21 protein-coding genes are annotated in these 26,880 nt (G+C 69.5%); 12 read left to right on the top strand and 9 right to left on the bottom strand.

Features of this window, described 5'->3' with window-relative positions:
• Window positions 1-162 precede the first annotated feature (162 nt).
• From AJAP_RS09295 to AJAP_RS09315, 5 genes are read left to right on the top strand one after another with little or no spacing between them, the layout of a single operon-like run.
• Complete coding sequence (locus tag AJAP_RS09295; RefSeq protein WP_016336316.1) at window positions 163-693, top strand: (2Fe-2S)-binding protein; 531 nt, start codon at window positions 163-165, stop codon at window positions 691-693.
• Window positions 693-3,131, top strand: coding sequence for a xanthine dehydrogenase family protein molybdopterin-binding subunit (locus AJAP_RS09300; RefSeq protein ID WP_038509710.1), 2,439 nt, complete (start codon window positions 693-695; stop codon window positions 3,129-3,131). Before AJAP_RS09295 ends, AJAP_RS09300 begins: the two co-directional genes overlap by 1 nt.
• On the top strand, window positions 3,128-3,982 hold the full coding sequence (locus AJAP_RS09305; RefSeq protein WP_038509713.1) for an FAD binding domain-containing protein: 855 nt from the start codon (window positions 3,128-3,130) through the stop codon (window positions 3,980-3,982). The genes AJAP_RS09300 and AJAP_RS09305 overlap by 4 nt, the downstream gene beginning before the upstream one ends.
• 22 nt (window positions 3,983-4,004) lie before the next feature.
• Entirely contained in the window at window positions 4,005-4,640 is a 636-nt protein-coding gene (locus AJAP_RS09310) for an SRPBCC domain-containing protein (protein WP_038509714.1), read from the top strand.
• 27 nt (window positions 4,641-4,667) lie between these two features.
• The gene (locus AJAP_RS09315; protein ID WP_038509716.1) at window positions 4,668-5,726 is read left to right on the top strand and encodes an NAD(P)-binding domain-containing protein; all 1,059 of its coding nucleotides are present in this window, start codon (window positions 4,668-4,670) and stop codon (window positions 5,724-5,726) included.
• On the opposite strand, the gene AJAP_RS09320 is transcribed toward AJAP_RS09315, so the two are convergent.
• Window positions 5,695-6,561, bottom strand: coding sequence for an alpha/beta hydrolase (locus AJAP_RS09320; protein ID WP_038509719.1), 867 nt, complete (start codon window positions 6,559-6,561; stop codon window positions 5,695-5,697). The genes AJAP_RS09315 and AJAP_RS09320 overlap by 32 nt on opposite strands.
• A gap of 161 nt (window positions 6,562-6,722) precedes the next feature.
• Between AJAP_RS09320 and AJAP_RS09325 the strand changes: the two genes are divergently transcribed.
• The 4 genes from AJAP_RS09325 to AJAP_RS09340 all read left to right on the top strand — a co-directional run bounded on the left by AJAP_RS09325 (window position 6,723) and on the right by AJAP_RS09340 (window position 12,846).
• Window positions 6,723-10,505 carry a non-ribosomal peptide synthetase family protein gene (locus AJAP_RS09325; protein ID WP_038509722.1) on the top strand — a complete coding sequence of 1,261 codons (3,783 nt, stop codon included), beginning with the start codon at window positions 6,723-6,725 and terminating at the stop codon, window positions 10,503-10,505.
• A 12-nt stretch (window positions 10,506-10,517) separates the two neighbouring features.
• Complete coding sequence (locus AJAP_RS09330) at window positions 10,518-11,264, top strand: maleate cis-trans isomerase family protein (RefSeq protein ID WP_038509725.1); 747 nt, start codon at window positions 10,518-10,520, stop codon at window positions 11,262-11,264.
• A gap of 44 nt (window positions 11,265-11,308) precedes the next feature.
• Complete coding sequence (locus AJAP_RS09335; RefSeq protein ID WP_038522709.1) at window positions 11,309-11,881, top strand: TetR/AcrR family transcriptional regulator; 573 nt, start codon at window positions 11,309-11,311, stop codon at window positions 11,879-11,881.
• 68 nt (window positions 11,882-11,949) lie between these two features.
• Window positions 11,950-12,846 carry an NAD(P)-dependent oxidoreductase gene (locus tag AJAP_RS09340; protein ID WP_267284157.1) on the top strand — a complete coding sequence of 299 codons (897 nt, stop codon included), beginning with the start codon at window positions 11,950-11,952 and terminating at the stop codon, window positions 12,844-12,846.
• Between the two features lie 4 nt (window positions 12,847-12,850).
• Here the strand turns inward: AJAP_RS09340 and iolD are convergent, their stop codons facing one another.
• Genes iolD through AJAP_RS09375 form a run of 7 tightly spaced genes read right to left on the bottom strand, consistent with a single transcriptional unit; the run spans window position 12,851 to window position 20,231 of the window.
• Window positions 12,851-14,695: a 3D-(3,5/4)-trihydroxycyclohexane-1,2-dione acylhydrolase (decyclizing) gene (iolD, locus tag AJAP_RS09345; protein WP_038509730.1), complete on the bottom strand. Its 1,845-nt coding sequence runs from the start codon at window positions 14,693-14,695 to the stop codon at window positions 12,851-12,853.
• Window positions 14,692-15,582 carry a 5-deoxy-glucuronate isomerase gene (gene iolB / locus AJAP_RS09350; RefSeq protein ID WP_038509732.1) on the bottom strand — a complete coding sequence of 297 codons (891 nt, stop codon included), beginning with the start codon at window positions 15,580-15,582 and terminating at the stop codon, window positions 14,692-14,694. The genes iolD and iolB overlap by 4 nt, the downstream gene beginning before the upstream one ends.
• Complete coding sequence (gene iolC / locus AJAP_RS09355) at window positions 15,579-16,511, bottom strand: 5-dehydro-2-deoxygluconokinase (protein WP_038509734.1); 933 nt, start codon at window positions 16,509-16,511, stop codon at window positions 15,579-15,581. Before iolC ends, iolB begins: the two co-directional genes overlap by 4 nt.
• On the bottom strand, window positions 16,508-17,293 hold the full coding sequence (locus tag AJAP_RS09360) for an ATP-binding cassette domain-containing protein (protein ID WP_038509737.1): 786 nt from the start codon (window positions 17,291-17,293) through the stop codon (window positions 16,508-16,510). Before AJAP_RS09360 ends, iolC begins: the two co-directional genes overlap by 4 nt.
• On the bottom strand, window positions 17,290-18,324 hold the full coding sequence (locus AJAP_RS09365; RefSeq protein WP_038509740.1) for an ABC transporter permease: 1,035 nt from the start codon (window positions 18,322-18,324) through the stop codon (window positions 17,290-17,292). Before AJAP_RS09365 ends, AJAP_RS09360 begins: the two co-directional genes overlap by 4 nt.
• Window positions 18,321-19,307 carry a sugar ABC transporter substrate-binding protein gene (locus AJAP_RS09370; protein ID WP_038509742.1) on the bottom strand — a complete coding sequence of 329 codons (987 nt, stop codon included), beginning with the start codon at window positions 19,305-19,307 and terminating at the stop codon, window positions 18,321-18,323. The genes AJAP_RS09365 and AJAP_RS09370 overlap by 4 nt, the downstream gene beginning before the upstream one ends.
• Before the next feature lie 24 nt (window positions 19,308-19,331).
• Window positions 19,332-20,231: a sugar phosphate isomerase/epimerase family protein gene (locus AJAP_RS09375; protein WP_038509743.1), complete on the bottom strand. Its 900-nt coding sequence runs from the start codon at window positions 20,229-20,231 to the stop codon at window positions 19,332-19,334.
• A gap of 102 nt (window positions 20,232-20,333) precedes the next feature.
• Between AJAP_RS09375 and AJAP_RS09380 the strand changes: the two genes are divergently transcribed.
• The 3 genes from AJAP_RS09380 to AJAP_RS09390 all read left to right on the top strand — a co-directional run bounded on the left by AJAP_RS09380 (window position 20,334) and on the right by AJAP_RS09390 (window position 23,500).
• A complete protein-coding gene (locus AJAP_RS09380; protein WP_038509744.1) occupies window positions 20,334-21,338 on the top strand; it encodes a LacI family DNA-binding transcriptional regulator in 1,005 nt (334 codons plus the stop codon).
• A 4-nt stretch (window positions 21,339-21,342) separates the two neighbouring features.
• A complete protein-coding gene (locus AJAP_RS09385) occupies window positions 21,343-22,344 on the top strand; it encodes a Gfo/Idh/MocA family protein (protein WP_038509746.1) in 1,002 nt (333 codons plus the stop codon).
• A 685-nt stretch (window positions 22,345-23,029) separates the two neighbouring features.
• Window positions 23,030-23,500: a hypothetical protein gene (locus tag AJAP_RS09390; protein WP_051972391.1), complete on the top strand. Its 471-nt coding sequence runs from the start codon at window positions 23,030-23,032 to the stop codon at window positions 23,498-23,500.
• Here AJAP_RS09390 and AJAP_RS09395 read toward each other — a convergent pair.
• Window positions 23,497-26,475 carry an AfsR/SARP family transcriptional regulator gene (locus AJAP_RS09395; protein WP_038509751.1) on the bottom strand — a complete coding sequence of 993 codons (2,979 nt, stop codon included), beginning with the start codon at window positions 26,473-26,475 and terminating at the stop codon, window positions 23,497-23,499. The two genes, AJAP_RS09390 and AJAP_RS09395, sit on opposite strands and share 4 nt — an antisense overlap.
• Window positions 26,476-26,880 lie beyond the last annotated feature (405 nt).

A 26,880-nucleotide genomic window follows, 5' to 3' on the forward strand; every position in this document is an offset into this window, starting at 1 on the left:
GAGTCACCCCCTGGTGGGGGTTGCCCTGGCAGGAGTGACGTAGCACGCTCGACTGTGAGTCCGATCACGGTCGTTCCGGGGTCGGTCCGTGACAACCGAATGACCGGCCGCTCCCGAACGACCCCGGATCAGCGCGGGGTTTCTCTTGCTTTTGGAGGCCTGATGCGCATCACCGTCACCGTCGACGGCACCAGCTACACAGACGACGTCGAGCCCCGGACCCTCCTCGTGCATCATCTGCGCGAACGGCTCGGGAAGGTAGGCACCGTGGTCGGTTGCGACACCAGCAACTGCGGCGCCTGCACCGTCCACCTCGACGGGCACAGCGTGAAATCCTGTTCGGTGCTCGCGGTCCAGGCCGACGGCTGCGAGGTCACCACGATCGAGGGACTCGCCCGCGACGGTGAACTCCACCCGGTGCAGAAGGCCTTCCACGAGAACCACGCGCTCCAGTGCGGTTTCTGCACGCCCGGCATGATCATGCAGTCGATCGACCTGCTCGCCGACAATCCAGACCCCGACGAGAAGGCCGTCCGCGAAGGACTCGAAGGCAACCTGTGCCGGTGCACGGGCTACCAGAACATCGTCCGCGCGGTCCGCGACGCCGCCCACGAGATGCGGCCCGGCGCCGGTCCCGAAGCCGAGCGGCTCGCCTCGGACACCGCCTCCCGTGTCGGCGCGGGTGGTGAGTGATGACCTCCACGATCGAACCGGAGGTCGGCAAGTCCCGCCGCCGCAAGGAGGACGAGCGCCTCATCACCGGCCGGACCCGCTGGACCGACAACCTGACGCTCCCCGGCATGCTGCACCTCGCCGTGCTCCGCAGCCCGTTCGCGCATGCCAAGATCGTCTCGATCGACGTGACCGAGGCGAAATCCGCGCCGGGCGTGGTCGCGGTCTTCACCGGGAAGGACCTCGACCCCGAGGGCGCCATCGGCATGCCGTGCGCGTGGCCGATCACCCCGGACATGAAATCGCCGAGGCGGCCCATCCTCGCCTCGGACACGGTGAACTTCGCCGGTGAGGGGGTCGCGGTGGTCGTCGCCCGTACGTCGGCCGAAGCGCACGACGCGCTCGAAGCGATCGACGTCGACTACGACGAGCTGCCGGTCGTCCTCGGCCTGGAGAACGCGCTCGCCGAGGGCGCGCCACTGGTGCACGAGGAGCTCGGCACCAACCAGAACGCGGTGTGGGTCTTCGATTCCGCCGACGCGGGAACGGGTTCCAGCGTCGAAGACGCGATCTCGAACTCCGAGGTCGTGCTCAAACGGCGGTTCCGTCAGCAGCGCCTGGTGCCGGCGTTCATGGAACCGCGGGCGTGCGTCGTGGACCCGACGGGCAATCAGCTGGTCATGTGGTCGGCCACGCAGGTCCCGCACATCCTCAAGACGATGACCGCGGCCACGCTCGGCCTGCCCGAGCACAAGGTGCGGGTGATCGCGCCGGACGTCGGCGGCGGGTTCGGCGGCAAGATCGCCGTGCTGCCCGAAGAGATGATGGCGACGCTCATCGCGCAGCGGCTCGGCAAACCGGTGAAATGGAACGAGTCCCGTTCGGAGACGATGGTCGCCGCGCACCACGGCCGCGACCAGATCCAGGACCTCACCATCACCGCGAACCGCGACGGCACGGTGACCGGCCTGAAGGTCGAACTGCTCGCCGACATGGGCGCGTACCTCGGGCTCGTCGGCCCCGGCGTGCCGATCCTCGGCGCGTTCATGTTCAACGCGATCTACAAGTTCCCGGCGTACCACTTCGCCTGCACCAACGTGTTCACCAACACCACGCTCACCGACGCCTATCGCGGCGCCGGGCGGCCGGAGGCCACGTTCGGGATCGAGCGGATGATGGACGAACTCGCCGTCGAGCTGGGCATGGACCCGATGGAGATCCGCGAGAAGAACTGGATCAAGCACGAGGAGTTCCCGTTCACCACGATCGCCGGGCTGACCTACGACTCGGGCAACTACGAGGCCGCCACCGAGAAGGCCAAGCAGCTCTTCGACTACGACGGCCTCCGCCGCGAACAGAAGGAACGGCGGGAATCGGGCGACCCGGTCCAGCTCGGCATCGGCATCTCGACGTTCACCGAGATGTGCGGTCTCGCGCCGTCGCGGGTGCTCGGCTCGCTGGACTACGCGGCGGGCGGCTGGGAGCACGCGGAGATCCGGGTGCTGCCCACCGGCAAGATCGAGGTCATCACCGGCGCCTCCGCGCACGGACAGGGCCACGAGACGGCGTGGAGCCAGATCGTCGCCGACAAACTCGGCGTCCCCTTCGAGGACATCGAGGTCATCCACGGCGACACCCAGTCCTCGCACAAGGGCATGGACACCTACGGCTCCCGGTCGCTGGTGGTCGGCGGGATCGCGGTGGTCAAGGCGGCGGACAAGGTGCTCGCCAAGGCCAAGCCGATCGCGGCGCATCTGATGGAATGCGCCGAGGACGACCTCGAATTCTCGGCGGGCAAGTTCTCGGTCAAGGGCACGGATTCCTCGACGTCCATCCAGGACATCGCGTGGGCCGTGTTCTCGGCGCACAACCTGCCGGACGGGGTCGAGCCCTCGCTCGACTCGTCGGACACGTTCGATCCGGAGAACTTCTCCTTCCCGCACGGCACGCATCTCTGCGCGGCCGAGGTCGACACGGAGACCGGGCGCGTGCGGTTGCGCTCCTACGTCTGCGTCGACGACGTCGGTGTCGCGGTCAATCCGCTGATCGTCGAAGGCCAGGTGCACGGCGGGCTCGCGCAGGGCATCGCGCAGGCGTTGTTCGAGGAGGCCGTCCACGACGAAGGCGGCACCCTGACGACGGGGACGTTCGCCGACTACCTGCTCCCGTCGGCGGCGGATCTGCCCAGCTTCACCACCGACCGCACCGAGACCCCGTCGACGACGAACCCGTTGGGCGCCAAGGGAGTCGGGGAGGCGGGCACGATCGCCTCGACCCCGGCGGTGGTCAACGCGGTGGTCGACGCCGTCCGGCACTTCGGGGTGAACGACATCGAAATGCCGTTGACCCCGATGCGGGTCTGGCACGCCATCCAGCACGGGTCGGCCGCCGCGGGCGGGCTGGGCTCGGAAGCCGGTGGCGGTCTCGGTTCGATCGACGCCACCGGAGGTGCCCAGTGATCCCGGCCCCGTTCGACTACGTCGCTCCGTCCACAGTGGACGAGGCGATCACCGCGCTCGCCGAAGCCGGTGAGGACGCCAAGGTGCTGGCGGGCGGGCAAAGCCTGCTGCCGGTGCTGCGGATGCGGCTCGCCACGCCGACCACGCTGGTCGACCTCGGGAAGGTCGCCGAGCTGCGCGGCGTCCGCGAGGACGGCGACGCACTGGTGATCGGCTCGATGACCACGCATTACGACGTCCAGCGGGACGCGTTGGTCGCCGAGCACGCCGCGCTGCTCAAGGCCGCCACCGACACGGTGGCCGATCCGCAGATCCGCCATCGCGGCACGTTCGGCGGCGCCATCGCGCACGCCGATCCCGCCGGTGACCTGCTGGCGCCGGTGCTCGCGCTCGGCTGCGAACTCGTCGTCGCCGGGCCGGGCGGACGGCGGACGGTGGCCGCGGCGGACTTCTTCCAGGACATGTTCACCACCGCGCTCGCCGCGGACGAACTGCTGGTCGAGGTCCGGGTGCCGAAGCACACCGGCTGGCACGCCCACTACGAGAAGTTCAACCGGGTCGCGCAGGCGTGGTCGATGGTCGCGGTCGCGGCCTGCGTCCGCACCGAGGCGGGCACCATCGAGGAGGCGCGGGTCGCGCTCACCAACATGGGCTCGACCCCGGTACGGGCGGCCGGGGTCGAGGAGGCGCTGGTCGGCTGCGCGGCCACCGCCGAGGCGATCCGCGGCGCGGCCGAACGCGCGGCCGAGGGCACGAACCCCACGGCCGACGGCAACTCCGACGTCGAGTACCGGCAGCACCTCGCGCGGGTGCTGACCGGCAGGGCGGTCCTCGCGGCCGCGGGTGGCTAAGACACAGAAGGGAGGTCGGCCCGTGCGGCTCGACCACGAATTCACCGTTCCCGCCCCGGTCGGCGAGGTCTGGAAGGCCGTCGTCGATCCGGAACGGGTGGCGCCGTGCATGCCGGGCGCCACCGTCACCGAGGTCGACGGGGACGCCTTCAAAGGCACGGTGAAGGTCAAGCTCGGGCCGATCTCCCTGCTCTACAAGGGAACCGGCCATTTCGTCGAGAAGGACGCCGACGCGAAGAAAGTGGTGATCAAGGCCGCGGGCAAAGACGCCCGAGGGGCGGGCACGGCGTCGGCGACCGTGACGCTCACCCTGACCGAGAAGGACGGCGTCACGCACGGCGCCGTCGCCACGGAACTGGCCGTCACCGGCAAGCCGGCGCAGTTCGGGCGAGGGATGATCTCCGAGGTCGGCGGCAAGATCCTCGACTCGTTCGCGGAGTGCCTGTCCGGCAAACTCGCCACCACGCCCGAGCCCGAGAAGACCGAGGAACGCCCGCCGTTGAAAGCGGTGAAGCCGGTGTCGGAGGGCGAAGCCATCGATCTGATGGAGTACGCGGGCGAATCCGTGGTCAAACGGGTTGCTCCGGTGCTGGTGGCCGTCGCCGGAGTGCTGCTGATCGTCGCCATCGTCAGGGCTGTGACGCAGCGGACGAAATAGTCGGGGGCCGCCACCGTTGAACCGGGTATGAAGGCGGATCACGAAGTCGACGTGGCGGTGATCGGGGCGGGCCAGGCCGGTCTGTCGGCGGCGTATCACCTGCGCCGCGCGGGATTCGCCAACGAGGCGGGTTTCGTCGTGCTCGACCACGGCAAACGGCCCGGTGGCGCGTGGCAGTACCGGTGGCCTTCGCTGATCGTCGAGAAGGTCCACGGCATCTACGACCTCCCCGGGATGGCCTTCGGCACCCCGGACCCGAAACTGCCCGCCGCCGACGTCGTCTCCGAGTATTTCGGCCGCTTCGAGCGCACGTACGACCTCCCTGTCCATCGTCCGGTCGATGTCCTGTCGGTGAGCGCGGGGGAAGATCGGCTGATGGTGGCGAGCGCGACGGAAACGTGGGCCGCGCGGGCGGTGATCAGCGCGACCGGCACCTGGGACCGGCCGTTCTGGCCGCACTATCCCGGGCAGGAGACCTTCCGGGGCCGCCAGCTGCACACCGCCGACTACACCGGCGTCGAGGCTTTCCGCGGGAAGCGGGTCGTCGTGGTCGGCGGTGGTTCGTCGGCCGTCCAGCTGCTGCTGGAGATCGCGCCGTTCGCGCGGTCGACGCGCTGGGTGACCCGGCGCCCGCCGGTGTGGCGTGAAGAGCCGTTCAGCGAGGACTGGGGCCGTGAGGCCGTCGCGAAGGTCGACAGGCGCGTCCGCGAGGGCCTGCCGCCGGAAAGCGTCGTCAGCGTGACCGATCTGGCCGTGACCCCCGAAGTGCGCGTGGGGCTGGACGCGGGCGTCCTCGACCGGCGCCCGATGTTCCACCGGATCACGCCGGACGGTGTGGAGTGGGCGGACGGCACCTTCGAGCCCGCCGACGTCATCCTGTGGGCCACCGGATTCCGTGCCGCGATCGACCATCTGGCGCCGCTGCACCTGCGCGCCACCGGGGGCGGGATCCGGATGGACGGCACCCGCGTCGTCGCCGAACCGCGGCTGCACTTGGTCGGCTACGGCCCGTCCGCCAGCACCGTCGGCGCGAACCGGGCGGGCCGCGCGGCCGTCACCGAGATCCGGCGCCTGCTCGGACGCTGAGCCGGTCGAGGATCGCGGCCAGATCGGCGGGCCGCCGGAAGAAACCGGCGTGGCTGCTCGCGAGATCGTGGACGTCGAACGGGTTGTCCGGAGTGAGCGCGTCGGCCTCGGCGATGTAGCGGTCCTGCACGGCGAGCGGCATCGACCGGTCGCCGTGCAGCCTCACGAACGAATGCGGGATCCGGCCCCAGGAATCCTTGTCGGCGCGGTGGTCCCACTCCTGACCGGTCAGCCAGGACACCTCGTCGGGCTGGCTCGTGACGACGACCTGGAGGAACTGCTCCTCGGTGAGTTCGGCGGCGATCGCCTTCCGCAGCGCCTCGCGTTGTGCGCGGTCGGCGCCACGCCAGTTGATCCGGACGAATCCCTGGTGCGCCGGATCACCGACGAAAAGGGGCGCCATCGCGGAGAAGAAGTCGCCGGAAGCCCATTCGGGCGACATCGCGTACTCGCCGGGGTGGCGGTCCACCGGGCACTGCGCGGCGACGTAGACGACCCGGTCTATCAGCTCGGGGATCGCGTTGGCGGCGGCGGTCACCGGGAGCCCGCCGAAACTGTGCGCGACGAGGACGACGGGGCCGTGGTGGCGCACCCGCTGGACCGCCTCGACGACCGGCCGGACGAAGTCGGCCGCGGTCACGTCGCTCATCACCGACGGCTCGGCCGCGAAGGTTTCGAGGTCCTGTTCGTGATAGGCCCTGGTGAATCCCGCGCCCCTGCCGGGGAGATCGATCGCGAGCGTCCGATGTCCGCGCAGCGCCATTTCCCGCTGAGTGGCCGTCCAGGCGTGTGCCGAACTTCCCGAACCGTGCACGAAGACGAAAGTGGGAATCATGCGTTCGATTGTGGCGGAATCGAACGCTCGAAACCGGCGGTCGCCCCAAAGGGTGGCAAAGAAGGGACGGCCGGGCGTTCTCGTTCATCGGCCGGTATCTCGCGAAGAGCGCATCACTCCTTTGGCAGTGGAAACGAAAACCACGGAATTCGCACTGGGGGATGACCATGCCACCGATCGACCACCTCGCACCGCCGCATCGCGTCCGTTCCGGAACCTGCCTCACGGATCTGCTCGGGCAGTGGTCCCGGACGCGGCCGGAGGCGGTGGCCGTCGTCGACGGCGACCGGGAACTGACCTTCCACGGACTCGAAGAAGCGAGCGCGGGACTCGCCGCATATCTCGCCGAGCTGGGAATCGGGGTGGACGACACCGTCGGCCTGCACGTCGAGCCCTCCGTGGACCTGATGATCGGCGCGTGGGGAATTCTCGCCTCCGGCGCGGCTTATCTGCCGTTGTCCCCGGAATATCCGGAAGACCGGCTGCGGTACATGCTCGAAGACAGCGGGACCGGCGTCGTCGTCACGCAGCCGCATCTCGCCGGGCGCCTGGCCGGGCTGGTGCCAGCCGGGACACGGATCGTCTCGGTGACGGACTCTGGAATGACCGCCGTACCGCGCGGTCCCCGGCCGGAGTCGCTCGCGTACGTCATCTACACCTCCGGCAGCACCGGGAAACCGAAGGGCGTGATGATCGAGCACCACAGTGTCGTGTCGCAGCTGCGCTGGCTGCGGGAGTGCGGTCACCTGGACGTGGACGTCACGGTGCTGCAGAAGACGCCGATGAGCTTCGACGCCGCGCAATGGGAGATCCTCGCGCCCGCCGCCGGCGCCCGCGTGGTGATGAGCGCGCCGGGGAGTTTCCGGGATCCCGAAGCCCTGATCGACACGGTGGTGAAGCACGGCGTCACGACCTTGCAGTGTGTTCCGACGCTGCTACAGGCGTTGCTCGACACCGAACGTCTCGCGACCTGCACCACGCTGCGAAAACTGTTCTCCGGAGGCGAGGCGCTTTCGCGGCGGCTCGCCAAGGATCTCGCCGGTGAGCTGCCGTCGGCACGGCTGATCAACCTCTACGGGCCGACCGAATGCACGATCAACGCGACCGCCCACGTCGTCGACCCGGACACGATCGACGAGAGCGCCGGAACGGTCCCGATCGGCGTGCCGGTCGACGACACCGAGTGCTTCGTGCTCGACGACACCCTTTCCCCGGTCGACATCGGGGAGACGGGCGAGCTGTACATCGGCGGCGTGCAGCTCGCGCGGGGCTACCTGAACCGGCCGGAGCAGACGGCCGAGAAGTTCGTGCCGAATCCGTTCGTGCCGACCGGACGGCTTTACCGCACGGGTGACCTCGTCCAGTGGAACCCCGACGGCACCCTCCAGTTCGTCGGCCGTGCCGACAACCAGGTCAAGCTGCGCGGCTACCGCGTCGAGCTGGACGAGATCGCGGTGGCGATCGAGGAGCACACCTGGGTGCGCCGGGCCGCGGCGGTGGTGACCGACGACGCGCGAACCGGCTCGAAGGCGCTCGTCGCCTGTGTGGAGCTGAATCCGCGCGAAGCCGCGGTGATGGATCAGGGCAACCACGGCGGGCACCACCAGTCGAAGGCCAGCAAGCTGCAGGTCAAGGCACAGCTGTCGAATCCCGGTGTCCGCGACCTCGCGGATCGCCCCGCCGTCGCGTTGCCGGGTAAACGGGAGACCGGGCTTCAGCGGCGGGAAGTCTTCGCCCGCAAGACGTATCGCTATTACGAGGGCGGCGCGGTCACCCGCGACGACCTCGCCGGGCTCTTGGCACCGGAACCGGTTCGCACATATTCGCGCGAACCCGGCCAGCTCGCGTTCGCCGAACTGGGTGAGCTGCTCCGATGGTTCGGCCGGTTCCACAGCGACGAGCGGCTGCTGCCGAAGTACGCGTACGCCTCACCGGGCGCGCTGTACGCGACGCAGCTCTACCTGGAGACCAGCGGTCTCGACGGTCTCGGCGCCGGGCTGTACTACCACCACCCCCTCGACCACACGCTGGTCCGGATCGGCGAGAGCACGGGCACCGGGCACTCGGTGCACTTCATCGGCCGCACCGGCGCCATCGAGCCGGTCTACAAGAACAACATCCGCGAGGTCCTCGAGTTCGAGACGGGACACATGGTCGGGGTGTTCGAGGAGATCCTGCCCGGATACGGCCTCACGATCAGCCCGGCGGCGCCCGATCCCACGGTCTCCGCGCGGGCCCGTGCCGCCGCCGAAGACCACTACCTCGGCACGTTCTCCTTGCACGCCAACGATGGCGAGCGCCGGCGGGACGATGTCGAGCTGTTCGTCCAAGCGCATCCGGACCGCGTCGAGGGCCTGCCCGCCGGCACCTACCGCTGGCGCGGCGGGGACTTCGAACGGATCTCCGGCAAGCTCATCGAGGCCAAGCACGTGATCGCGATCAACCAGCAGGTGTACGGACGCGCGGCCTTCGGTATCACCGCGGTGAGCCGCACCGCCGACGAGCGGCTGGCGTACATCGATCTCGGCGCGAAGCTGCATCACTTGCAGCGCAACGGTTCGGGGTTCGGGTTCATGTCGTCGGGTTACAGCTCGAAGAGCGGCAACCCGTTGCCGGCCGCCCGGCGGATCGACGACATCCTCGCCGGACAGGGGATCGCTCCGGGGCCGTCGTACTTCTTCGTCGGCGGCAAGGTGAGCCCGGAGCAGGTACTCAGCGAGGGCATGCGCGAAGACGCCGTGCACATGAAGGGCCCGGCTGAGATCATCCGCGACGAACTCGCGGCCACCCTGCCCGACTACATGATCCCGAACCGAGTGCTGGTGCTGGACGCGTTGCCGTTGACCGCCAACGGAAAGGTCGACGCGCACGCGCTGGCGGAGACCGACGCCGTCCGTTCCGCGAGCACGGGCGCGCCCTATGTCGCTCCCTCGACGAGCCACGAACGGTGGCTGGCCGGAGTGTGGGGCAAGGCGCTGAACTACGACGACGTCTCCGCGCGCGACGATTTCTTCGCCGCCGGAGGCAACTCGCTGACCGCGGTCTCCCTGGTGAACCGGATCAATCGCGAGTTCGGCACCCGGTTGCCGTTGCAGGTGGTCTTCGAATGCCCGAAGCTGGCCGACCTGGCCGCCCGCATCGGCGAGGACTCCGCTGGGCCGTCCTCACGGTTGGTCCCCTTGGCGACCGGCGGTGGTCGCCCGGTGTTCTGCTGGCCCGGTCTCGGCGGCTATCCCATGAACCTGCGGTCGCTGGCTGCGGAAAGCGGTCTGGGGCGGCCGTTCTACGGCGTGCAGGCCCACGGGATCAACGCGGGCGAGACACCGTACGCCACGGTCGAGGAGATGGCGAAGGCCGACGTCGCCGAGATCCGGCGCGTCCAGCCGGAGGGGCCGTACACGCTGTGGGGCTACTCGTTCGGCGCGCGGGTCGCCTTCGAAACGGCGTGGCAGCTGGAACAGCAGGGGCAACGGGTGACCGATCTGCTGCTGATCTGCCCGGGCAATCCCGAGGTCGGCGGCGAGCGGGTGGCGAGCTACGTGAACCCGGCGTACCTGACGATCCTGCTGTCGGTCTTCGTCGGCTCGATCTCCGGGCCGGAAACGGTGGCCTGCCGGGGAACCGTCCGCGACGAAGACGGCTTCGTGGCCTTCGTGGCGAAGCTGCTTCCCGCGCTTGACGAGCAGCTGATCCGGCGGATCGTCCGGATCGTCGAGGAGACTTACGAGTTCGACTACACCTTCCGTGAACTCGCGCGGCGGCGGATCGCGGCCCGGGTGACGCTGTTCAAGGCCGACGGCGACGACTACTCGTTCGTCGAGAACAGCTCCGGGTACTCGGCCACGCCACCGGAGGTGGTGACGCTCGAAGGCGATCACTACAGCGTCCTCAAGGAGAACGGGGTCGCCGAACTGGTTTCGGCGATCCGTGCCCGGCTGAGCTAAGGAGAAGCGCCAGTGCCCGACTCCCTCGGTCCCCGCCTCAAGGTCGGCGTCGTCGTCCCGTCCACCAACACCTCGGCGCAACCGGAACTGGACGCGCTGCGCCCCGACGGCGTCACCAACCACACCGGCCGGATGGTGATCGACGACGACCCGATGGTCGACGAACCCGGGTTCGAGCACGTCATGCACGGGATCCGGCGGTCGACGCGGCCGGCGATCCGCGGTGTCGTCGGCTGCGACCCCGACTGCGTGATCATCGGGGTCTCCCCGGAAAGTCATTGGGAGGGAACGAAGGCGCACGGCCGCGTGCTCGACGCGATGCGGGAGGCCGCGGGCGGGCGGCCGGTGACGATGAGCCCGGACGCGATCGACGCCGCGCTCGCGGCGCACGGCGTCCGCCGGATCGCGGTCATCACGCCGTACCTGCCGGTCGGCGACGATCCGGTGCGCCGCTTCTTCGGCGACAACGGCTACGACCTGCTGCGCGTCCACGGTCTCGGCATGCCCAGCCCGGCCAAGATCGCGCACATCTCCGAGACCGCGCTCCGCGACGCGGTCAAGGAGGTCGACGACGCCGACGTCGAGGCCATCGTCCAGGTCGGTACCAACGTCGCCATGGCGCGGCTCGCGGCGGCCGCCGAGTTCTGGCTCGGCAAACCGGTCCTCTCGAACAACGTCGTCCTGTACTGGCACGCCCTGCGGCAGAACGGTGTCGCCGATCGCGTGCGCGGCTTCGGCTCCCTGCTTGCGGAGCACTGACCGGTATTTGACTGATCGTTACAGAACGTGGGATGCTGGACGGTATGCCCCGCCCCAAGGGTTTCGATCCCACCGAGGTGCTCGACGCCGCGGTCGGCGCGTTCTGGCGCAAGGGATACGCCGCCACGTCGGCCCAGGACCTGGTCGACGGCACCGGGCTCGGGCGGGGCAGCCTGTACAACACTTTTTCGGGCAAGCAGCAGCTGTTCAGCCAGGCGCTTCGGCGCTACGAGGAGACGTCCGCGACCAGGGTCGAGGAGATGCTGGCCGCGCCGGGGACCATCCGGGCACGGATCAGACGTGTCCTGATGGACGTCGTCGACGACGAGCTGGACCCGTCCGACGCGCATCGTGGCTGCCTGGCGGTCAACGCCGCCCTCGAACTCGGCGGCATCGACGACGAGGTCACCGCCCGGGTCCGCCACAACTTCGAGCGGGTGGAGAACGCGTTCCACGCCGAGTTCGCCGCCGCGCGGGAGCAGGGTGAGATCGGCGGCGATCCGCGGGCGTTGGCACGGTTCACCCTCACCGCGATGTACGGCCTGCGGGTGCTGGGCAAGACCGCCGACAGGCAGGCGCTCATCCAAGTAGTCGAAACCACCATCCAGGCGTTGTGATGTTCCAGGTTTCGTGACAGAACCCCCGCGCTCACACGGATTTCTTTTACTCGAGTTCTTTAACGAGCATTCCACTATCGGCAAGGAGCAGGCAACTCATGACGGAGACCGTCGCGGTGCTCGGCACCGGAATCATCGGCGCCCCGGTCGCGCGCAACCTGAGCAAGGCCGGGTTCGCGGTCCGGGCCTGGAACCGCACCGCGGCCAAGGCCGAAGCCCTCTCCGAGCATGGTGTCGAGGTCGCCGGGAACGCCGCGGAAGCCGTCGAAGGCGCGCGTGTCGTGATCACGGTCCTCACGGACGGCCAGACGGTGCTGGAGTCGATCCGCGCCGCCGCCCCCGCCGCGGGCACGATCTGGGTGCAGCTCAGCACCGTCGGCGACGCCGTCGAGGAGCTGGTCGAGTACGCCGACGAGCAGGGTCTCGTCTTCGTCGACGCGCCGGTGCAGGGCACCCGCCAGCCCGCCGAACAGGGCCAGTTGATCGTGCTGGCGGCGGGCGCGGCCGACGTTCGCGAGACCGTCCAGCCGCTGTTCGACGCGATCGGCAAGCGCACGCTGTGGGTCGGCGAAGACGGCCGCACCGGCGCGGCGAGCAGGCTCAAGCTGGTGCTGAACACCTGGGTGATCGCGCTGACCCACGGCGTCGGCGAGGCGCTCGCGCTGGCCGAAGGGCTCGGTGTCGACCCGCGGCACTTCGTCGACGTCGTCACCGGCGGCCCGATGGACAACGGCTACTTCCAGGCCAAATCCGCCGCGATCCTCAACGACGACTACACCACCGCCTTCTCGGTCGACAACGCCGAGAAGGACGCCCGGCTGGTGCTGGCCGCCGCGGCCCGCGCCGGCGTCCGGATGGACGCCGTCGAAGCCGGGCGAGCCCGTTTCGCCCGCGCGTCCGAGGCCGGACACGGCGACGAAGACATGGCGGCCGGCTACTTCGCCAGCTTCACCGACCGCATTTAGTCCTCTAAATGCGGTCGGACAGGTACCGCACCTGCGCTGCCTTGCCGCGCTCGATTCCCTCCCTTCCCGAGAGGTGTTCCGGAACGCCGACTTCCCACCAGGCACCGGCCTCGGTCCACGAGTCCGGCCGGGTCCGCACCACGACCACCGCCGGTCGCTTTTCGGCCACCGCGGCTTCCCGTGCCTTCGCGTAGGACGCGCGCACGTCGTCCACAGTGGACGCCGGGAACACCGCGCACCCCAGCGACTCCGCGTGCCGCGCGAAGTCGACCCGAGGGGGAGTGGCGTGCGCGCTCCGGCAGTCTCCGAGGAGGTTGTTGAACGGTTTGCCGCCCTGCCCCTCCTGCAGCCGCGCGATGACCGCGTAACCGTCGTTGTCGCAGACCACCGCCACGAAAGGATGCCCGGCGAAGGCGGCCGAGAACAGTTCCGAGTTCAGCATCAGGTACGAACCGTCGCCGAGCATCGTGGTGACCAGGCCCTCGGTATGCGCCATCGCCGCACCCCACGCGCCAGCGAGCTCGTAACCCATGCAGGAGAACCCGTACTCGACGTCCATGCTGATCGAGCCCGATCCGCGCCAGCCGCCGATGAGTTCGCCCGGCATCCCGCCGGAAGCGGTCATCACGTAGTCGTGCGGCTCGGAGAGATCGTTGACCGCGCCGACGACCTGGGCATACGTCGGCACTTCGCCGGAAACTGCGCGCAGGGTGTCGATATGCGTGTCCCAACGGCTTCTCTCCGCCGCGGCTCGCTCTGTCCACAGTGGATCGACTCGCCAGTTTTCGAGCTGGGCCGACAGATCCACGAGACCCGCGTCAGCATCGCTCACGACGGCCAGCGCGCCGTGCTTGACGGCGTCGAACCGGGCGGCGTTCAAGGTGATCAGCCGGACATCGGGGGAGAACACCGTCCAGGACGCCGTGGTGAAGTCCTGCAACCGCGTGCCGACGGCCAGCACGACGTCGGCCTCGGCGGCGAGCACGTTCGCCGAGGCCGAGCCCGTGACGCCGAGCGGACCGGCGTGCAGGGGATGGCCGTGCGGGACGAGCGTGCGTCCCGCCGTGGTTTCGGTGACCGGGATACCGTGCCGCCCGGCGAAGGCCAGCGCACGCTCACCCGCGCCGGAATACCGGACGCCACCGCCGAGTACCAGCAACGGTTTCCGCGCGGCCCGCAGCACGCCCGCCGCTTCGGTGAGCGCCCGGCGATCGGGCCGCGGCCGCTGCGGGCGATGGGTCACCGGCGCGAACAACGCTTCCGGGAAGTCGTAGGTCTCCGCCTGGACGTCCTGGGGGAGCGCCAGCGTCACCGGCCCCGCGTCCGCCGGATCGGTCAGCACCCTGACGACCTGCGGCAACGTCGAGAGCAGCTGCTCCGGCCGGGTGATCCGGTCGAAGTACCGGCTCACCGCGCGGAAGGCGTCGTTGACCGTGGCCGTCGGATCACCGAAATGCTCCACCTGCTGGAGCACGGGATCGGGGGCGCGGCTGGTGAAGGTGTCGCCGGGGAGCAGCAGGACCGGCAGCCGGTTCGCGTGCGCGACCCCGGCCGCGGTGACCATGTTCAGCGCGCCGGGCCCGATCGACGACGTCACCACGCCCACCTGGCGCCGATGCGTCGCCTTGGCGTAGCCGACCGCCGCGAGCGCCATGCCCTGCTCGGTCTGCCCGCGCCATACGGGGAGCTCGTCGCGATACTCCTCCAGCGCGGTGCCGAGGCCGAGGACGTTGCCGTGCCCGAAGATCGCGAACACGCCGGGGAACAACGGGACTTCCCGCCCGTCCAGGGTTTCCGACCGCTGCGCGAGCAGCCAGCGCACCAGGGCCTGTGCCGTGGTCAGCTTCATGAGACCCGCCCTTCATGGCTCGTGACCGGGCAGCGCGGGTCGAGCTCCTGGTCGTCCCAGGTGTCGCGGACCCAGCCGTGCGCGGGGTCGTCGCAGAACGCCATCGACCGCTCGTCGGCGGGCCCGGCCAGGACGTTCAGGTAGTACATCGGATAGCCCGGCGCTGCGACGCAAGGACCGTGAAAGCCGCGCGGGATCAGGAAGACGTCCCCGTCCCGGACCGCGACGTCCTCGTCCAGCTCACTGTCGGAGGTGTACGTCCGGTGCAGGCCGAACCCTTCGCGGGAAGGGGTCACCCCGTCGCGGCCGGCGATGCGGAAGTAGTAGATCTCCTCGTTGACCACTTCGCATTCGGACACCTCGTCGTGTTTGTGCGGCGGGTACGACGACCAGTTGCCGCCCGGGGTGATCAGCTCGCACGCGTTCAGCTTGTCCGCGTGGTCCCAGACGCCAGGCACACCGAAGTTGGTGACCTGCCTGGTCGCCTGGCCCGCCCCGCGCACCTCCACCGGCACGTTTTCGGCCGGTCCGTAGCGCGCTTCGAGACGGCGGCCGCAGCGGGCCATCGGCAGCGCGACCTCGATCCCCGCCGCTGTCGACAACTCGACTTCGGCGTCGCGCGGAACATAGGCGAAATCCGTGACGCGGGTGAACACCGAATCCCGCCCCGCCAGCTCGAAGACCTGCCCGTCGACCCGGACCGTGCACGATCCCGCCAGCGGCAGGACGAACGCTTCGTATTCGCCGGTGCGCACCAGCCGGGTTTCCCCGGCGGCCAGCGAGAGAACCCGCAGACCGCTGTAGGTCCAGCCCGCCGAGTCCGGGGTGAGCCGGACCGGATCCCGCTCGTCCGAAAGCGTCCCGAGTGGACGGTGCAGCTTGCTCACAGCAACTCCTCGATCTCGTCGGCGGTGGGCATGGCGTCGGCGCAGGCGAGCCGGGAGGCGACGAGCGCGCCCGCCGCGTTGGCGTAGGTGGCGATGCGCACCGGATCCCAGCCGGAGAGCAGGCCGTGGATCAGCGCGCCGCCGAAACCGTCCCCGGCGCCGAGCCCGCAGACGACTTCGACCCGCTGGGGCGGCACCGTCCAACGGCCCTCGACGGTCGCCACCAGCACGCCCTCCGCGCCCTTCTTGATCACCGCCAGTTCGACACCCCTGGCCAGCATCCGGGACGCGGCCTCGTCGGGATCCGCCGTGCCGACGGCGACCTCCGCCTCGGCGCGGTTGCCGACCGCGACCGTGACGTGGTCGAGCATCCAACCGATCTCCGCGCGTGCCGTCGCGGTGTCCGGCCAGAACATCGGCCGGAAGTCGAGGTCCAGCACGGTATGCGACCGGCGGCCGCGCCGTTCGAGCATCCGGCGCTGGGTGGAGCGCGCCGGTTCGACCGAGACACCGGTCCCGGTGACCCACAGCAGGGGAACGGATTCCACGACGTCCCAGGGCACATCGTGTTCGCCGATGGTCAGATCCGGGGCGATCGGCGACCGGTAGAACAGCAGCGGCGGATCCGCGGGCGGGTCCAGCGAGCAGAACACCACCGGCGTCTGCAACCCTTCCGACGTCCCGACGTGCGCGGGGGAGACACCGAACTCCCGCAGCGCCTGCCGCACGTACTCGCCGAAGCCGTCCGGGCCGACCTTCGTCAGCACCGACGTCGAGCGGCCGAGCCGCGCGGCGGCGACCGCGACGTTGGTCGCGGTGCCGCCGAGCGATTTGGCGAAGGTGCTGACCCCGGCCAGCGGCACGCCGCTCTGCTCGGGGTAGAGGTCCACCCCGACCCGGCCGACGGTCAGTGCTTCGAGAACGGTCATGAAGGGGACTCCGCGGCTCGCAATTCGTGTTCCAGGGCTTCCAGTTCCGCGCCGCCCGCCATCTGCCTGGTCAGCTCCGCCAGGTCGATCTCGGACTTCTCGTAGGCGCCGAGCGAAACGCCCCGTTTGAGCAGCAGGAAGCGATCGGCCACCGGATAGGCGTGATGCGGGTTGTGCGTGATCAGCACGACGCCGAGCCCGCGGTCACGGGCCTGCGCGACGTACTTGAGCACGACCCCCGCCTGCTTGACGCCCAGCGCGGCCGTCGGCTCGTCGAGGATCAGCACCTTCGCGCCGAAGTACACGGCCCGCGCGATGGCGACGCACTGCCGCTCGCCGCCGGAGAGCGTGCCGACCGGCTGCTCGACGTCGCGCAGGTCGATGCCCATGTCGGACAACGCCTTCTTGGTCGTCTCGCGGCCCTTCTTCCGGTCCAGCGCGCGGAACGGGCCGAAACCCACCGTCGGCTCGGAGCCGAGGAAGAAGTTCCGCCACACGCTCATCAGCGGGACGACCGCAAGATCCTGGTACACCGTCGCGATCCCGCGATCGAGCGCTTCACGCGGCGAGGCGAACTTGACCGGCTCGCCCTCGACCAGGAACTCGCCCCGGTCGTGTTGATGGACTCCGGCCAGGATCTTGATCAGCGTGGACTTCCCGGCGCCGTTGTCGCCGAGCACGCAGGTGACCTCGCCCGCGTTGACCACGGTGGAGACGTCGCGCAGCGCGATCACGCTGCCGTAGGTCTTGCCGACGTCCTTCACCTCGAGGAGACGACTCATCGCCGGACCCTTTCCGCTCGCCGCCGGAAGGCGTTGTTGACCAGGACCGCGGACAGCAGCATCACCCCGAGGAACAGCATGAACCAGTCGCTGTCCCAGCGGGCGAACACGATTCCCTGCCGCGCCATACCGAAGATCAGCGCGCCGATCGCGGCGCCGATCGCCGAACCGAACCCGCCGGTCAGCAGGCAGCCGCCGATCACGGCCGCGATGATGTACTGGAACTCCAGCCCGATGCCCTGGTTCGCCTGGACACTCGCGAACCGCAGGATGTTGATCGAGCCGACCAGCCACGCGGCGAGCGCGGTGGTCATGAACAGCATGATCTTGGTGCGCACCACCGGTACGCCGACCGCGCGCGAACTCTGCGCGGAGCCGCCGACGGCGAAGATCCAGTTGCCGAAGCGGGTCCTCACCAGCAGCCAGGCGGCCAGTACGGCGAAGCCGATCCACCAGAGGATCGAGATCTGGAACGCCGTGCCTCCGATGTCCACAGTGGACGCGAAGACGAAGCCGGCGGACTCGTAGCCGTCGGTCGAACGCATCCCGGACACCTGGACGGTGCCGGTGACCAGCCTGGTGACGCCGAGGTTGAGGCCTTGCAAGGCAAGAAAGGTGCCCAGGGTGACGATGAAACTGGGCAACCCGGTGCGCATCACCAGCCAGCCGTTGAACGCGCCGACCGCGAGGGCGAAGACCAGCGAAGCGAACAGCGCGAGCCAGACGTTCCAGCCCGCCTGCGTCGCCAACGTCGCGGTGACGAGCGCGGTGGACGCCGTCATGACCCCGGCGGAGAGGTCGAACTCGCCGCCGATCATCAGCAGGGACACCGCGACCGCCATGATGCCGAGCGTCGAGGCGTCGTCCAGCCAGGTCGCCACGCCGCTGCCGCTGAAGAACTGGTCGGTGACGACGGTGAAGAACAGGAAGACGACGACGGCGCCGAGCAGCGCGCCGATCTCGGGCCGGACGACCAGCCTGTCCATCAGCCGCGGTTTCGCGATCCGTTCGTCGAGGGTGGTGGTTGTCATCGCGTGCCCCTTTGCACGTACTGGCCGACGGTGTCCACAGTGGATTTGTCGACCAGGTCGGGCCCGGTGAGCACCGGCTTCCCGCCGCCGACGACGTTCGCGTTGTCCCGGTAGAGCTTGAGGAACTGCACCGGCAGATAGCCCTGTTCGTACTGCTGCTGATCGACCGCGAAGACCACGTCGCCCGCCTTGATCGCGCCGACCACGTCGGTGTTGAGGTCGAACGTGCCGACCTGGGCCTTCGAACCGACCGCCTTGATCGCGCTCACCGCGCGGGCGGCGACCTGCGAGTTCAGCGTCAGGACGGCGTCGAGGGAGGAGTCGGTCTGCACCGCGCCCCTGATCCGGGATTCGGCGTCGGTGGGGTTGCTGATGTCGACCTGCAGGGTCTGCACGTCGCCCGCGAAACCGGTCTTGGCGCCGTCACAGCGTTGCGCCTGCCCGACGTTGCCCGCTTCGTGGACCACGCAGAGCAGCTTCTTCTTGCCGAGCGCCCGGAACTTCTTCCCGGCCTCCTCGCCCGCGATGGTCTCGTTCTGCCCGACATGGGTGAGCGCGCCGTACGCCGCGCTCTTGTCCTCGCCGGAGTTGATGGTGATGACCGGGATCCCGGCGCGGACCGCGTTCTCGATCGAGGTCTTGAGCGCCTCCGGGTTCGCCATCGACACCACCAGCCCGCCGACCCGCTGGGCGACCGCGTTGTCGATCAGCTTGGCCTGGTTGCCGGGGTCTCCGTCCGAGTTGTACTCGACCTGGACGTCGAGCTGCCTGCCAGCCTCTTCGGCGCCGTTCTTGACCACGTTCCAGAACGCGTCACCGGCCGTGCCGTGCGAGATGACCGCCACCCGCAGCGGCCCGCTGGGCTGGGTCGCCGCCGGGCCCGCGCCGGCGGCGGGTTTCTCCTCGGCCTTCGGTCCGGTGCACGCGGACAGGAGCAGCAGCCCCGCCACGACCACCAGAATCCCTTTCAAGCGATGGGACATCGTCGTCTCTCCTCGCTTCTTCCGTTACCTGGCAGCCGGGAGCCGGCTGACGATTCCGTCGAGATGCGCCAGGCTCCTGGCGACGTCCCGCTTCGGCAGATCCTCCGGGCTCCCCTCGCTCAGCGCGGTGTCCTGTTCGAGCACGTACCACCCGTCGTAGCCCGCCTCGTGGACGGACCTGACCATCGTTTCGATGTCGACGTCCCCGTCGCCCAAGGGGACATACAGACCTTTGCCCACCGCTTCGGCGTAGGGAAGCCTTCCGGCGCGGACGTCTTCGGCGAGTTCGCCGCGCACGTCCTTGAGGTGCAGGTGCCCGACCCTGCCGGGATGGCGTTTCGCCAGTGCGACCGGATCGGTCCCGCCGATCAGGAGGTGCCCGGTGTCCAGGCACAGCGGGAGATCGGAGTCGGCGAGGAAACGCTCGACCTCCCGCTCGGTCTCCACATGCGTCCCCACATGCGGGTGCAGCACGGTGCGGAGGCCGTGCCGTGCGGCGATTTCCTTGATCTCGCCGGAGGTTTTCACGAGGGTCGCCCATTCGGCGTCGCTCAGCTCCGGCCGATCGTCGTAACCGTCGAGCCCGGTCGCGGCGGCGAGCACGAGCATGTCGCCACCGCAGGCGGCGAACAACACGGCGGATTCTTCGGCCTCCGCCAGCGCGGCTTCGGGATTCTCGTGCAGGACGACGGCGAGGAAGCCGCCGACCAGTTCGAGCCGGTGGCCGTTCAGCCGTTCGCGCAGCTCGGCCGGGTCTCGCGGCAGGTATCCGGGCGGGCCGAGTTCGGTGGCGCGCACTCCCAGCTCCGCCATTTCGCCCAGTACGGTCCCCGCGTCGAGCACACGGCCCCATCCGGGGACTTCGCAGACGCCCCAAGAGATCGGGGCGGCGGCGACGCGGATCCGGGGTGTCGTGACGGTCATCGGCGGCCTCCGGGGGATCGGGGTTAGAGCGCTCTATTGATTAGAGCGCTCTAATCATGTAGCGTCCGTCACAGTAAAGTCAAGGGCAGGGGGACGAGGGAAATGGCGCGACCGACGATGGAGGACGTCGCCGCGAAAGCGGGGGTTTCCCGTGCGCTCGTGTCGCTGGTGATGCGGAACGCGCCGAACGTCTCGGACGAGCGGCGCACGCGCGTGCTCTGTGCGGCGCACGAACTGGGTTACGAGCCGCACGCGATGGCCAGGTCGCTGGCGAGCCGGACGTCGACCGTCCTCGGCGTGATGGTCTCCGATCTCCGCAACGCGTTCTTCGCCGACGTCGTCGAAGGGCTCGACGCGGCGGCCGAAGCGGCCGGGTTCCATTTGATCCTCAACACCGGTGGCCGGAGTCCCGCGCGGGAGCGTGCCGCGCTGAAGAGCCTGCTGTCATTCCGGCCCGCCGGGGTGATCCTGCTGTCGCCGGTGGTCCCCGCGTCGGCGATCGAGGAGGCGGCCGCGCAAAGTCCGGTCGTCCTGGTGTCGCGGACATCGCGCGCGGCGGGCGTGGACACGGTGAACGACGACGGAGAGGCCGGCTCCGCCCTCGCCGTCGATCACCTGGTTTCCTTGGGGCATAAGAGGATCGCCCATCTGGACGGTGGGCTCGCCGCCGGTGCGGCGGCCCGGCGCCGGGGATACCTGCAGGCCATGCGCCGGCATCGGCTGCATCCGGTCATCGTGCACAGCGAGCACACCGACACCGCGGGGGAGAAGGCCGTGCACGAGCTGCTCAGCGATCCTCCGGAAGGCGGAATGCCGACCGCGCTGGTGGCGGGCAACGACTTCAACGCCGTCGGCGCGATCTCCGCGTTGGAAGAAGTGGGCCTGCGTGTGCCGGAAGACGTTTCCGTGGTCGGCTACGACAACACCTCGCTCGCCGCGTTGCGCCATCTTTCACTGACCACCGTGGACCAGCCGCGTACGGAGATGGGCAGGCTGGCCGTCGAAGCACTGCTCGAACGGATCCGGGGTGAACGCGCCGAACCGGTCCGCCATCTGCTGCACCCGTCGCTGGTGGTCCGATCGACCACCGCCGCTCCAGAAAGGTAACCACATGAGGTTGGGACTCGCCGGCACCGGCCGGATCGGCACTTCGCACGCCGAGACCTTGAAGAGCTTCGACGAGGTTTCGTCCGTGGTCGTGGCCGACGTCGACGCCGCCCGCGCCCAGGCCGCCGCGGCGAAACTCGGCGTCGAAGCGGCGGCGGACATCCCTTCGCTGTTCGCGTCCTCTTTGGACGGTCTGGTGATCGCCGCGGCGACGGACGCGCATCCGGAGCTGATCCTCAAGGCCGTTGACGCGGGGATCCCCGTGTTCTGCGAGAAACCGGTCGCCGCCGACATCCCGGGAACACTCGCGGTGATCGACAAGATCTCCGGCGCGGACGTCCCGGTGCAGATCGGTTTCCAGCGCCGGTTCGATGCGGGCTACGCGGCCGCACGCGCGGCAGTGGCTACGGGCGACCTCGGCTGGCTGCACACCTTGCGCGCGACCACGCTCGACCCGGCACCACCTCCCGCCGAGTACGTCGCGCACTCCGGCGGCCTGTTCCGCGACTGCGGCGTGCACGACTTCGACGTCGTCCGGTTCGTGAGCGGCCGCGAGGTCGTCGAGGTCTACGCCGTGGGGACGAACAAGGGCGAGCGCTTCTTCGTCGACGCAGGTGACGTCGACACCGCGGCCGCGACCCTGACGCTGGACGACGGAACGCTCGCGGTCGTTTCGCTGACGCGCTACAACGGCGCGGGCTACGACGTCCGGCTGGAAGTACTCGGCTCGGCGGGCAACGTCGTCGTGGGCCTGGACGACCGAGCGCCGCTGACCTCGGTGGAACCGGGTGTCCAGCCGTTGCCCGGCCCGGCGTATCCCGGGTTCATGGAACGCTTCCGCCCCGCGTACGTCAGCGAGTTGAAGACGTTCCTCGATGTCGCCGCCGGTCGCGCGCCGAGCCCGTGCGGTGCGGCTGATGCGTTGGAGGCGTTCTACATCGCCGAAGCGTGCGAGGTCTCGCGCCGCGAACGCCGACCGGTGCGGGTTGACGAGGTCCGCGTCTGAGGCACGGTCGCCGCTGCGAGTCGTCCGCCCAGACACGCGTGTCGTCCCTCCTGTCACGTGTGTCGTCCATCCAGTCACGCGAAACCGCCGATTGCGCAGTCCCTCCAACGGCCCGGAAGGCCCCCTTCGTTGCGCCTAGCGCCAGGGTCCCGGCGAGGTCGCATAAGCTCCGGCCAAGCGGCGGCCAGGGGGCTCGTCACGCAGATCCCCACATCGCTCGACCGTCCACAGGGGACACTGCCAAGGCGGTCATGCCCGGTTTGGGCGTTTTCCGGGGTGGTCGTGAGTGTTTTTGGTCGTTCTAACGACAATCGCCACTCACGACCCCACTCGGAAACCGTGCAAATAAGAATCAAACGGACATTCAACCGCCTGTTGGCGTCCTTTGTGGACGGAAAAGGGTGAACCTCCTGTCCTCCGCCGTTCGCCGAGAGTGGTACTGGCCAGCACTTATGCGACTTTCCCGGGACCCTGGAGCCCGGCGCAGTGAAGGCCCCCTTCATGTACTTGGGAATGTATGAAGATCCGTTCCGAACCCGCGACAGCTTCCTGCCATCGGCCACCACCGAACCATCCCGATCGCTAGGGTGATCGCGAACGACAGGGACCGAACGCGCGAGGAGAGCGAGAGCGGATGCAGCCGAATCCACCGGGGCCCGGCTTTCCTCAGTACGGTCAGCCGCCGATGGCCGCCGGACCGATTCCGGCGGCGCGGCCCAAGCCGCGGGCCAACGCCCCGGCGGCGGTGATCGCCGGTGTCCTGGCGTTGCTCGCCGCCACCATGCTCGTCTGGTTCGCGCTCTACAACGTCTTCGTCGCCACGGAGGCGAACGGCGGCTTGTCGGGTATCACGGTGCAGAACATGGTCAGCGGCGCCCTGTCCGCTGTCGTGCTGGTGGTCGCGGCGGGATTCACGTTCGCTCGTCGGATTCCCGGCGTGTGGACGCTGTTCGGGTTTTGCGTGTTCTACGTGGTGGCCGTGTTCGTGGGGATGCCGCTCGTCTGGGGCACGCCCTTGAGCAGCCAGGTCAAGTGGCTCTTCAGCTTCGACGACAGCGACAGCACCGCGATGGCGCTGATGATCGTCTTCAGTGTCCTCGCGGCGGTCGCGGCGGCGATCGCCGGCAGCCTGAAGTCGTCCGGGACGAAGAGCTAAAGCTCGTCCAGGATCAGCTTCGCGCGTTCTTCGACGAGCCGGTAGCCGGAGCGCGCGGCGAGTTCGAGGGCCAGCTCACCGTGTGTCCGGGCTTCCGCGAGCTTCCCCAGTTTCAGCAGGGTTTCCGCGAGCCCGGTCCGCGCGGCGGCCTCACACCAGAAGAAACTGGTCGTCCGCGCGATGGACAAAGCGAGCCGGTAGTGCTCGGCCGCCTCCTCGGGCAGGCCCAGCCGCAGGCAGACCTCGCCGAGCCCGACGAGTGTCCAGGCTTCAGTGCCCCGGTCGCCGATCTTGCGGGTGAGTTCGACGGCTTCGAGCGCGTCCGCGCGGTTCTGCTCGCTCGGGTCGCGCCTGCTTTCGAGGACGGCCCTGCCGGACAGCGCGGTCGCCTCGCCGTAGGTGTAGCCCAGTTCGCGGTTGGCCGCGAGCGCGCGAGTGTAGAAGTCGTAGGCGTCGTCGGGAAGGCCGAGGTCACGGTGCACGTTGCCGAGGTCGACCAGCAGCACCGCGACGCTGAACCGTGCGCCGTCCCGTTCGGAGACCGCCAGCGCGCGCGTGAAGTTGGCGAGCGCCTCGTCGAGCTGACCCGTCTGCCAGTACGGGAAACCGAGGTTCGCCAGCGCCATCGAGACGGCGGGCATGTTCAGTTCTTCGCACAGCCGCAGGGATTCCAGTCCGCAGCGGATGGCCTCCTGCGGGTCGCCGAGCCGCTGGTGCACCGCGCTCAGGTTGTTGAGCACGGCCGCGCGGCCGGCGTCCCAGCCGTCGAGGAGGTCGCCGCGCAGAGCGCTGGTGAGGTGCTCGCGCGCTTCGTCGTAGCGGCCGCTGTTGACGCAGGCGAGCGCGATGCTCAGGTGCATCGCGGCTTGTGCCTGCCCGGCTTCGCTGCGGCGGGCGGCCTTGAGCGCCGTCGAGGCCGTGTCGATCCATTCCGCGTGATGACCGCGCTGGTGGAAGAAGGCGCGGAGCGCGTCGGCGAGATGCCACGAGAACTCGGCCGGGCCGTGTTCGGCACTGTGCTCGACGGCGGCGGCGAGGTTCGGCCACTCGGCGTCGAGCCACGCCAGCGCCTCGTCGGTGTCGGCGAAGGGTGCGTCCGCCGGTTCTTCACGCGGCAGGCGCAGGAAATGCGGGATGAGGGCGCGGCCCGCGGCGTCGGCCGTGGTCAGGTAGCTCTCGAAGAGCCGCCTCTCCGCGGCCTCCCGTTCGGCCTTCGTGTCCTCCGACAGCGTGCGGCCCGCCGCGAAACTGCGGAGAAGATCGTGGAACCGGTAGCGACCCGGCGTGTAGCGCTCGACCAGGTGCGCGGCCGCCAGCGCCTTGAGCTGCTGGTTCGCCTTCGAATGCGGAACGCCGGTCAGCGCCTGGGCGGCGGGGGCGGTGAACGTCTGTCCGGGGACGAGCGCGAGACGGCGGAACAGCTCGCGGTGCTCCTCGGGAAGCGCCCGGTAGGAGACGCCGAACGCCGTGGTCACGGCACTTTCCTCGGCGCCGTCGACGGTCAGTTCCGCCAGCGGGTCGCCACCGGCCAGCTCGCGGGCGAGTTCGGCGATCTCGGGTTCGCCGCTCGCGCCGAGGTTGGCAGCCGCGATCCGGAGGGCGAGCGGGAGATGGCCGCACAGCCGGGCCAGTTCCGCGGCCGCGCCTTCCTCGGCGGCGACGGTTTCGCTGCCGAGCACGGCTTCCAGCAGATGCCGCGCGTCCTCGGCGGGCAGCACGGACAGCGGGAGCGCGCGGGCGCCGGTGCGGGCGATGAGGTCGCCGAGCCGTTGGCGGCTGGTGACCAGGACGGTGCCCGACGGCGGCAGCAGCGGTAGCACCTGTCCGCTGTCGCGCACGTTGTCCAGCACCAGGAGCACCCGCCGGTCGGCGAGGAGGGAACGGAGCAACGCGGCCCGCGTGTCGATGTCCGGCGGGATCGCCTTGGGCGCGGTGCCGAGCGCCTGCAGGAGCTGGGTGAGCGCGACGGCCGGAGTGAGCGGTTCGTGGTCGGGATCGAAACCGCGCAGGTCGAGATAGAGCTGGCCGTCGGGGAAAGCGTCGCGGACGTGGTGGGCCCACCGGATCGCGAGCGCGGTCTTGCCGACCCCGGCGGTCCCGCTGATGACCCAGATGTCGGTGCCCTCGCCCGCGTGCCGGGTCGCCTCGTCGAGCCGCTCCAGTTCGGTCGCGCGCCCGGCGAACCCGCGGACGTCGTGCGGCAGCTGGGCGGGGCGGACCGGCTCGGGCCTGGTCGCCGGTTCCAGCGCGGGATCGGCGCCGAGGATGGCGGTTTCCAGTCGCCGCAGCTCCGGGGACGGGTCGAGCCCCAGCTCGGAGCCGAGCCGGTCCCGCAAGGCGCGGAAGGCTTCGAGGGCGTCGTCGGTGCGGCCTTCGCGGTGCAGCGCGAGCATGAGCTGCCCGACGAACCGCTGCCGCAGGGGATGCGCGGCCACCAGTTCGGTCAGCTCGGCGAGGACCTGCCTGCCGCGCCCGAGCCGCAGCTGCGCTTCGGCCCGATCCTCCAGCGCCGTCCAGCGTGCCTCGTGCACGCCGCCGCGGAGCCGTTGGGCGACCTCGCCGCTCACCACGTCGGACAACGCGTCGCCGCGCCACAGGCCGAGGGCCTCGTCCAGGAGTTCCACGGCCGTCTCGTCGTCGGCGTCGCGGGCTTGCGCCGTCAGCTCGGTGAAGCGGTGCAGGTCGACCTGGCGCGCGTCGACCTTGAGCAGGTACCGGGTCCCCTCGGAGACGATCTCCGGCCCGCCCGCGCCGCGGAACACCGCACGCAGCCTCGACACCAGCGCTTGCACGGTGTTCCGCGCACTGGCGGGCGGTTCTTCGGGCCAGAGCAGGTCGATGATCCGGTCGCGCGGCACCGGCTTGCCCGCTTCCAGCAGCAGGACCGCCAGCACGAGCCGTTGTTTGGGCGAGCCGAGATCGACCGGAACGCCACCGGCCCACGCCTCGACGGCGCCGAGGACGCGGAACTCCACCCGGCCACCTCCGCTCACCCTCGTCAGAGCCTGCAAGCGTAGTGCAAGCGCCCTGCATCCGGACGGCGTGATCCTTGCCAGGTGTCCACCGAGGACCCGTCGCCGGAACCGTGCCCAACCAACCAGACGGGCAGGACCCCCCATTCGGTTCCGGTACGACGGTGGGCACCTTCAACTTGCACAGGCACCGCCATCTGACGGCGGTGGGGGTTGGGGGTAGTGCCAGCTCGACGTCTTCCCCCGTGTCGTCGAACTGGCACTTCTTCTTGACTGGGGCTGGGGTTTTCCGTGAAGGCCCCCTTGAGGGATCCAGAGTCCCTCAAGGGGGCCTTCACGTCTTTTCCCCGTGATCACTTGACAGGCGTCGACGTCTGCCTGCACCCTTTCACTACTTAATTAGTGAAA

The sequence above is a fragment of the Amycolatopsis japonica genome, assembly GCF_000732925.1.
In the GTDB taxonomy this organism is placed as follows: domain Bacteria; phylum Actinomycetota; class Actinomycetes; order Mycobacteriales; family Pseudonocardiaceae; genus Amycolatopsis; species Amycolatopsis japonica.

What these genes read in the sequence shown, in the direction of transcription:
- AJAP_RS09325 (WP_038509722.1), top strand. Translation starts at nt 6,723, where the DNA reads ATGACCATGCCACCGATCGACCACCTCGCACCGCCGCATCGCGTCCGT.
- AJAP_RS09320 (WP_038509719.1), bottom strand. Translation starts at nt 6,561, where the DNA reads ATGATTCCCACTTTCGTCTTCGTGCACGGTTCGGGAAGTTCGGCACAC.
- AJAP_RS09335 (WP_038522709.1), top strand. Translation starts at nt 11,309, where the DNA reads ATGCCCCGCCCCAAGGGTTTCGATCCCACCGAGGTGCTCGACGCCGCG.
- AJAP_RS09370 (WP_038509742.1), bottom strand. Translation starts at nt 19,307, where the DNA reads ATGTCCCATCGCTTGAAAGGGATTCTGGTGGTCGTGGCGGGGCTGCTG.
- AJAP_RS09295 (WP_016336316.1), top strand. Translation starts at nt 163, where the DNA reads ATGCGCATCACCGTCACCGTCGACGGCACCAGCTACACAGACGACGTC.
- AJAP_RS09375 (WP_038509743.1), bottom strand. Translation starts at nt 20,231, where the DNA reads ATGACCGTCACGACACCCCGGATCCGCGTCGCCGCCGCCCCGATCTCT.
- AJAP_RS09390 (WP_051972391.1), top strand. Translation starts at nt 23,030, where the DNA reads ATGGCCGCCGGACCGATTCCGGCGGCGCGGCCCAAGCCGCGGGCCAAC.
- iolD (WP_038509730.1), bottom strand. Translation starts at nt 14,695, where the DNA reads ATGAAGCTGACCACGGCACAGGCCCTGGTGCGCTGGCTGCTCGCGCAG.
- AJAP_RS09360 (WP_038509737.1), bottom strand. Translation starts at nt 17,293, where the DNA reads ATGAGTCGTCTCCTCGAGGTGAAGGACGTCGGCAAGACCTACGGCAGC.
- iolC (WP_038509734.1), bottom strand. Translation starts at nt 16,511, where the DNA reads ATGACCGTTCTCGAAGCACTGACCGTCGGCCGGGTCGGGGTGGACCTC.
- AJAP_RS09385 (WP_038509746.1), top strand. Translation starts at nt 21,343, where the DNA reads ATGAGGTTGGGACTCGCCGGCACCGGCCGGATCGGCACTTCGCACGCC.
- AJAP_RS09380 (WP_038509744.1), top strand. Translation starts at nt 20,334, where the DNA reads ATGGCGCGACCGACGATGGAGGACGTCGCCGCGAAAGCGGGGGTTTCC.
- AJAP_RS09300 (WP_038509710.1), top strand. Translation starts at nt 693, where the DNA reads ATGACCTCCACGATCGAACCGGAGGTCGGCAAGTCCCGCCGCCGCAAG.
- AJAP_RS09365 (WP_038509740.1), bottom strand. Translation starts at nt 18,324, where the DNA reads ATGACAACCACCACCCTCGACGAACGGATCGCGAAACCGCGGCTGATG.
- AJAP_RS09315 (WP_038509716.1), top strand. Translation starts at nt 4,668, where the DNA reads ATGAAGGCGGATCACGAAGTCGACGTGGCGGTGATCGGGGCGGGCCAG.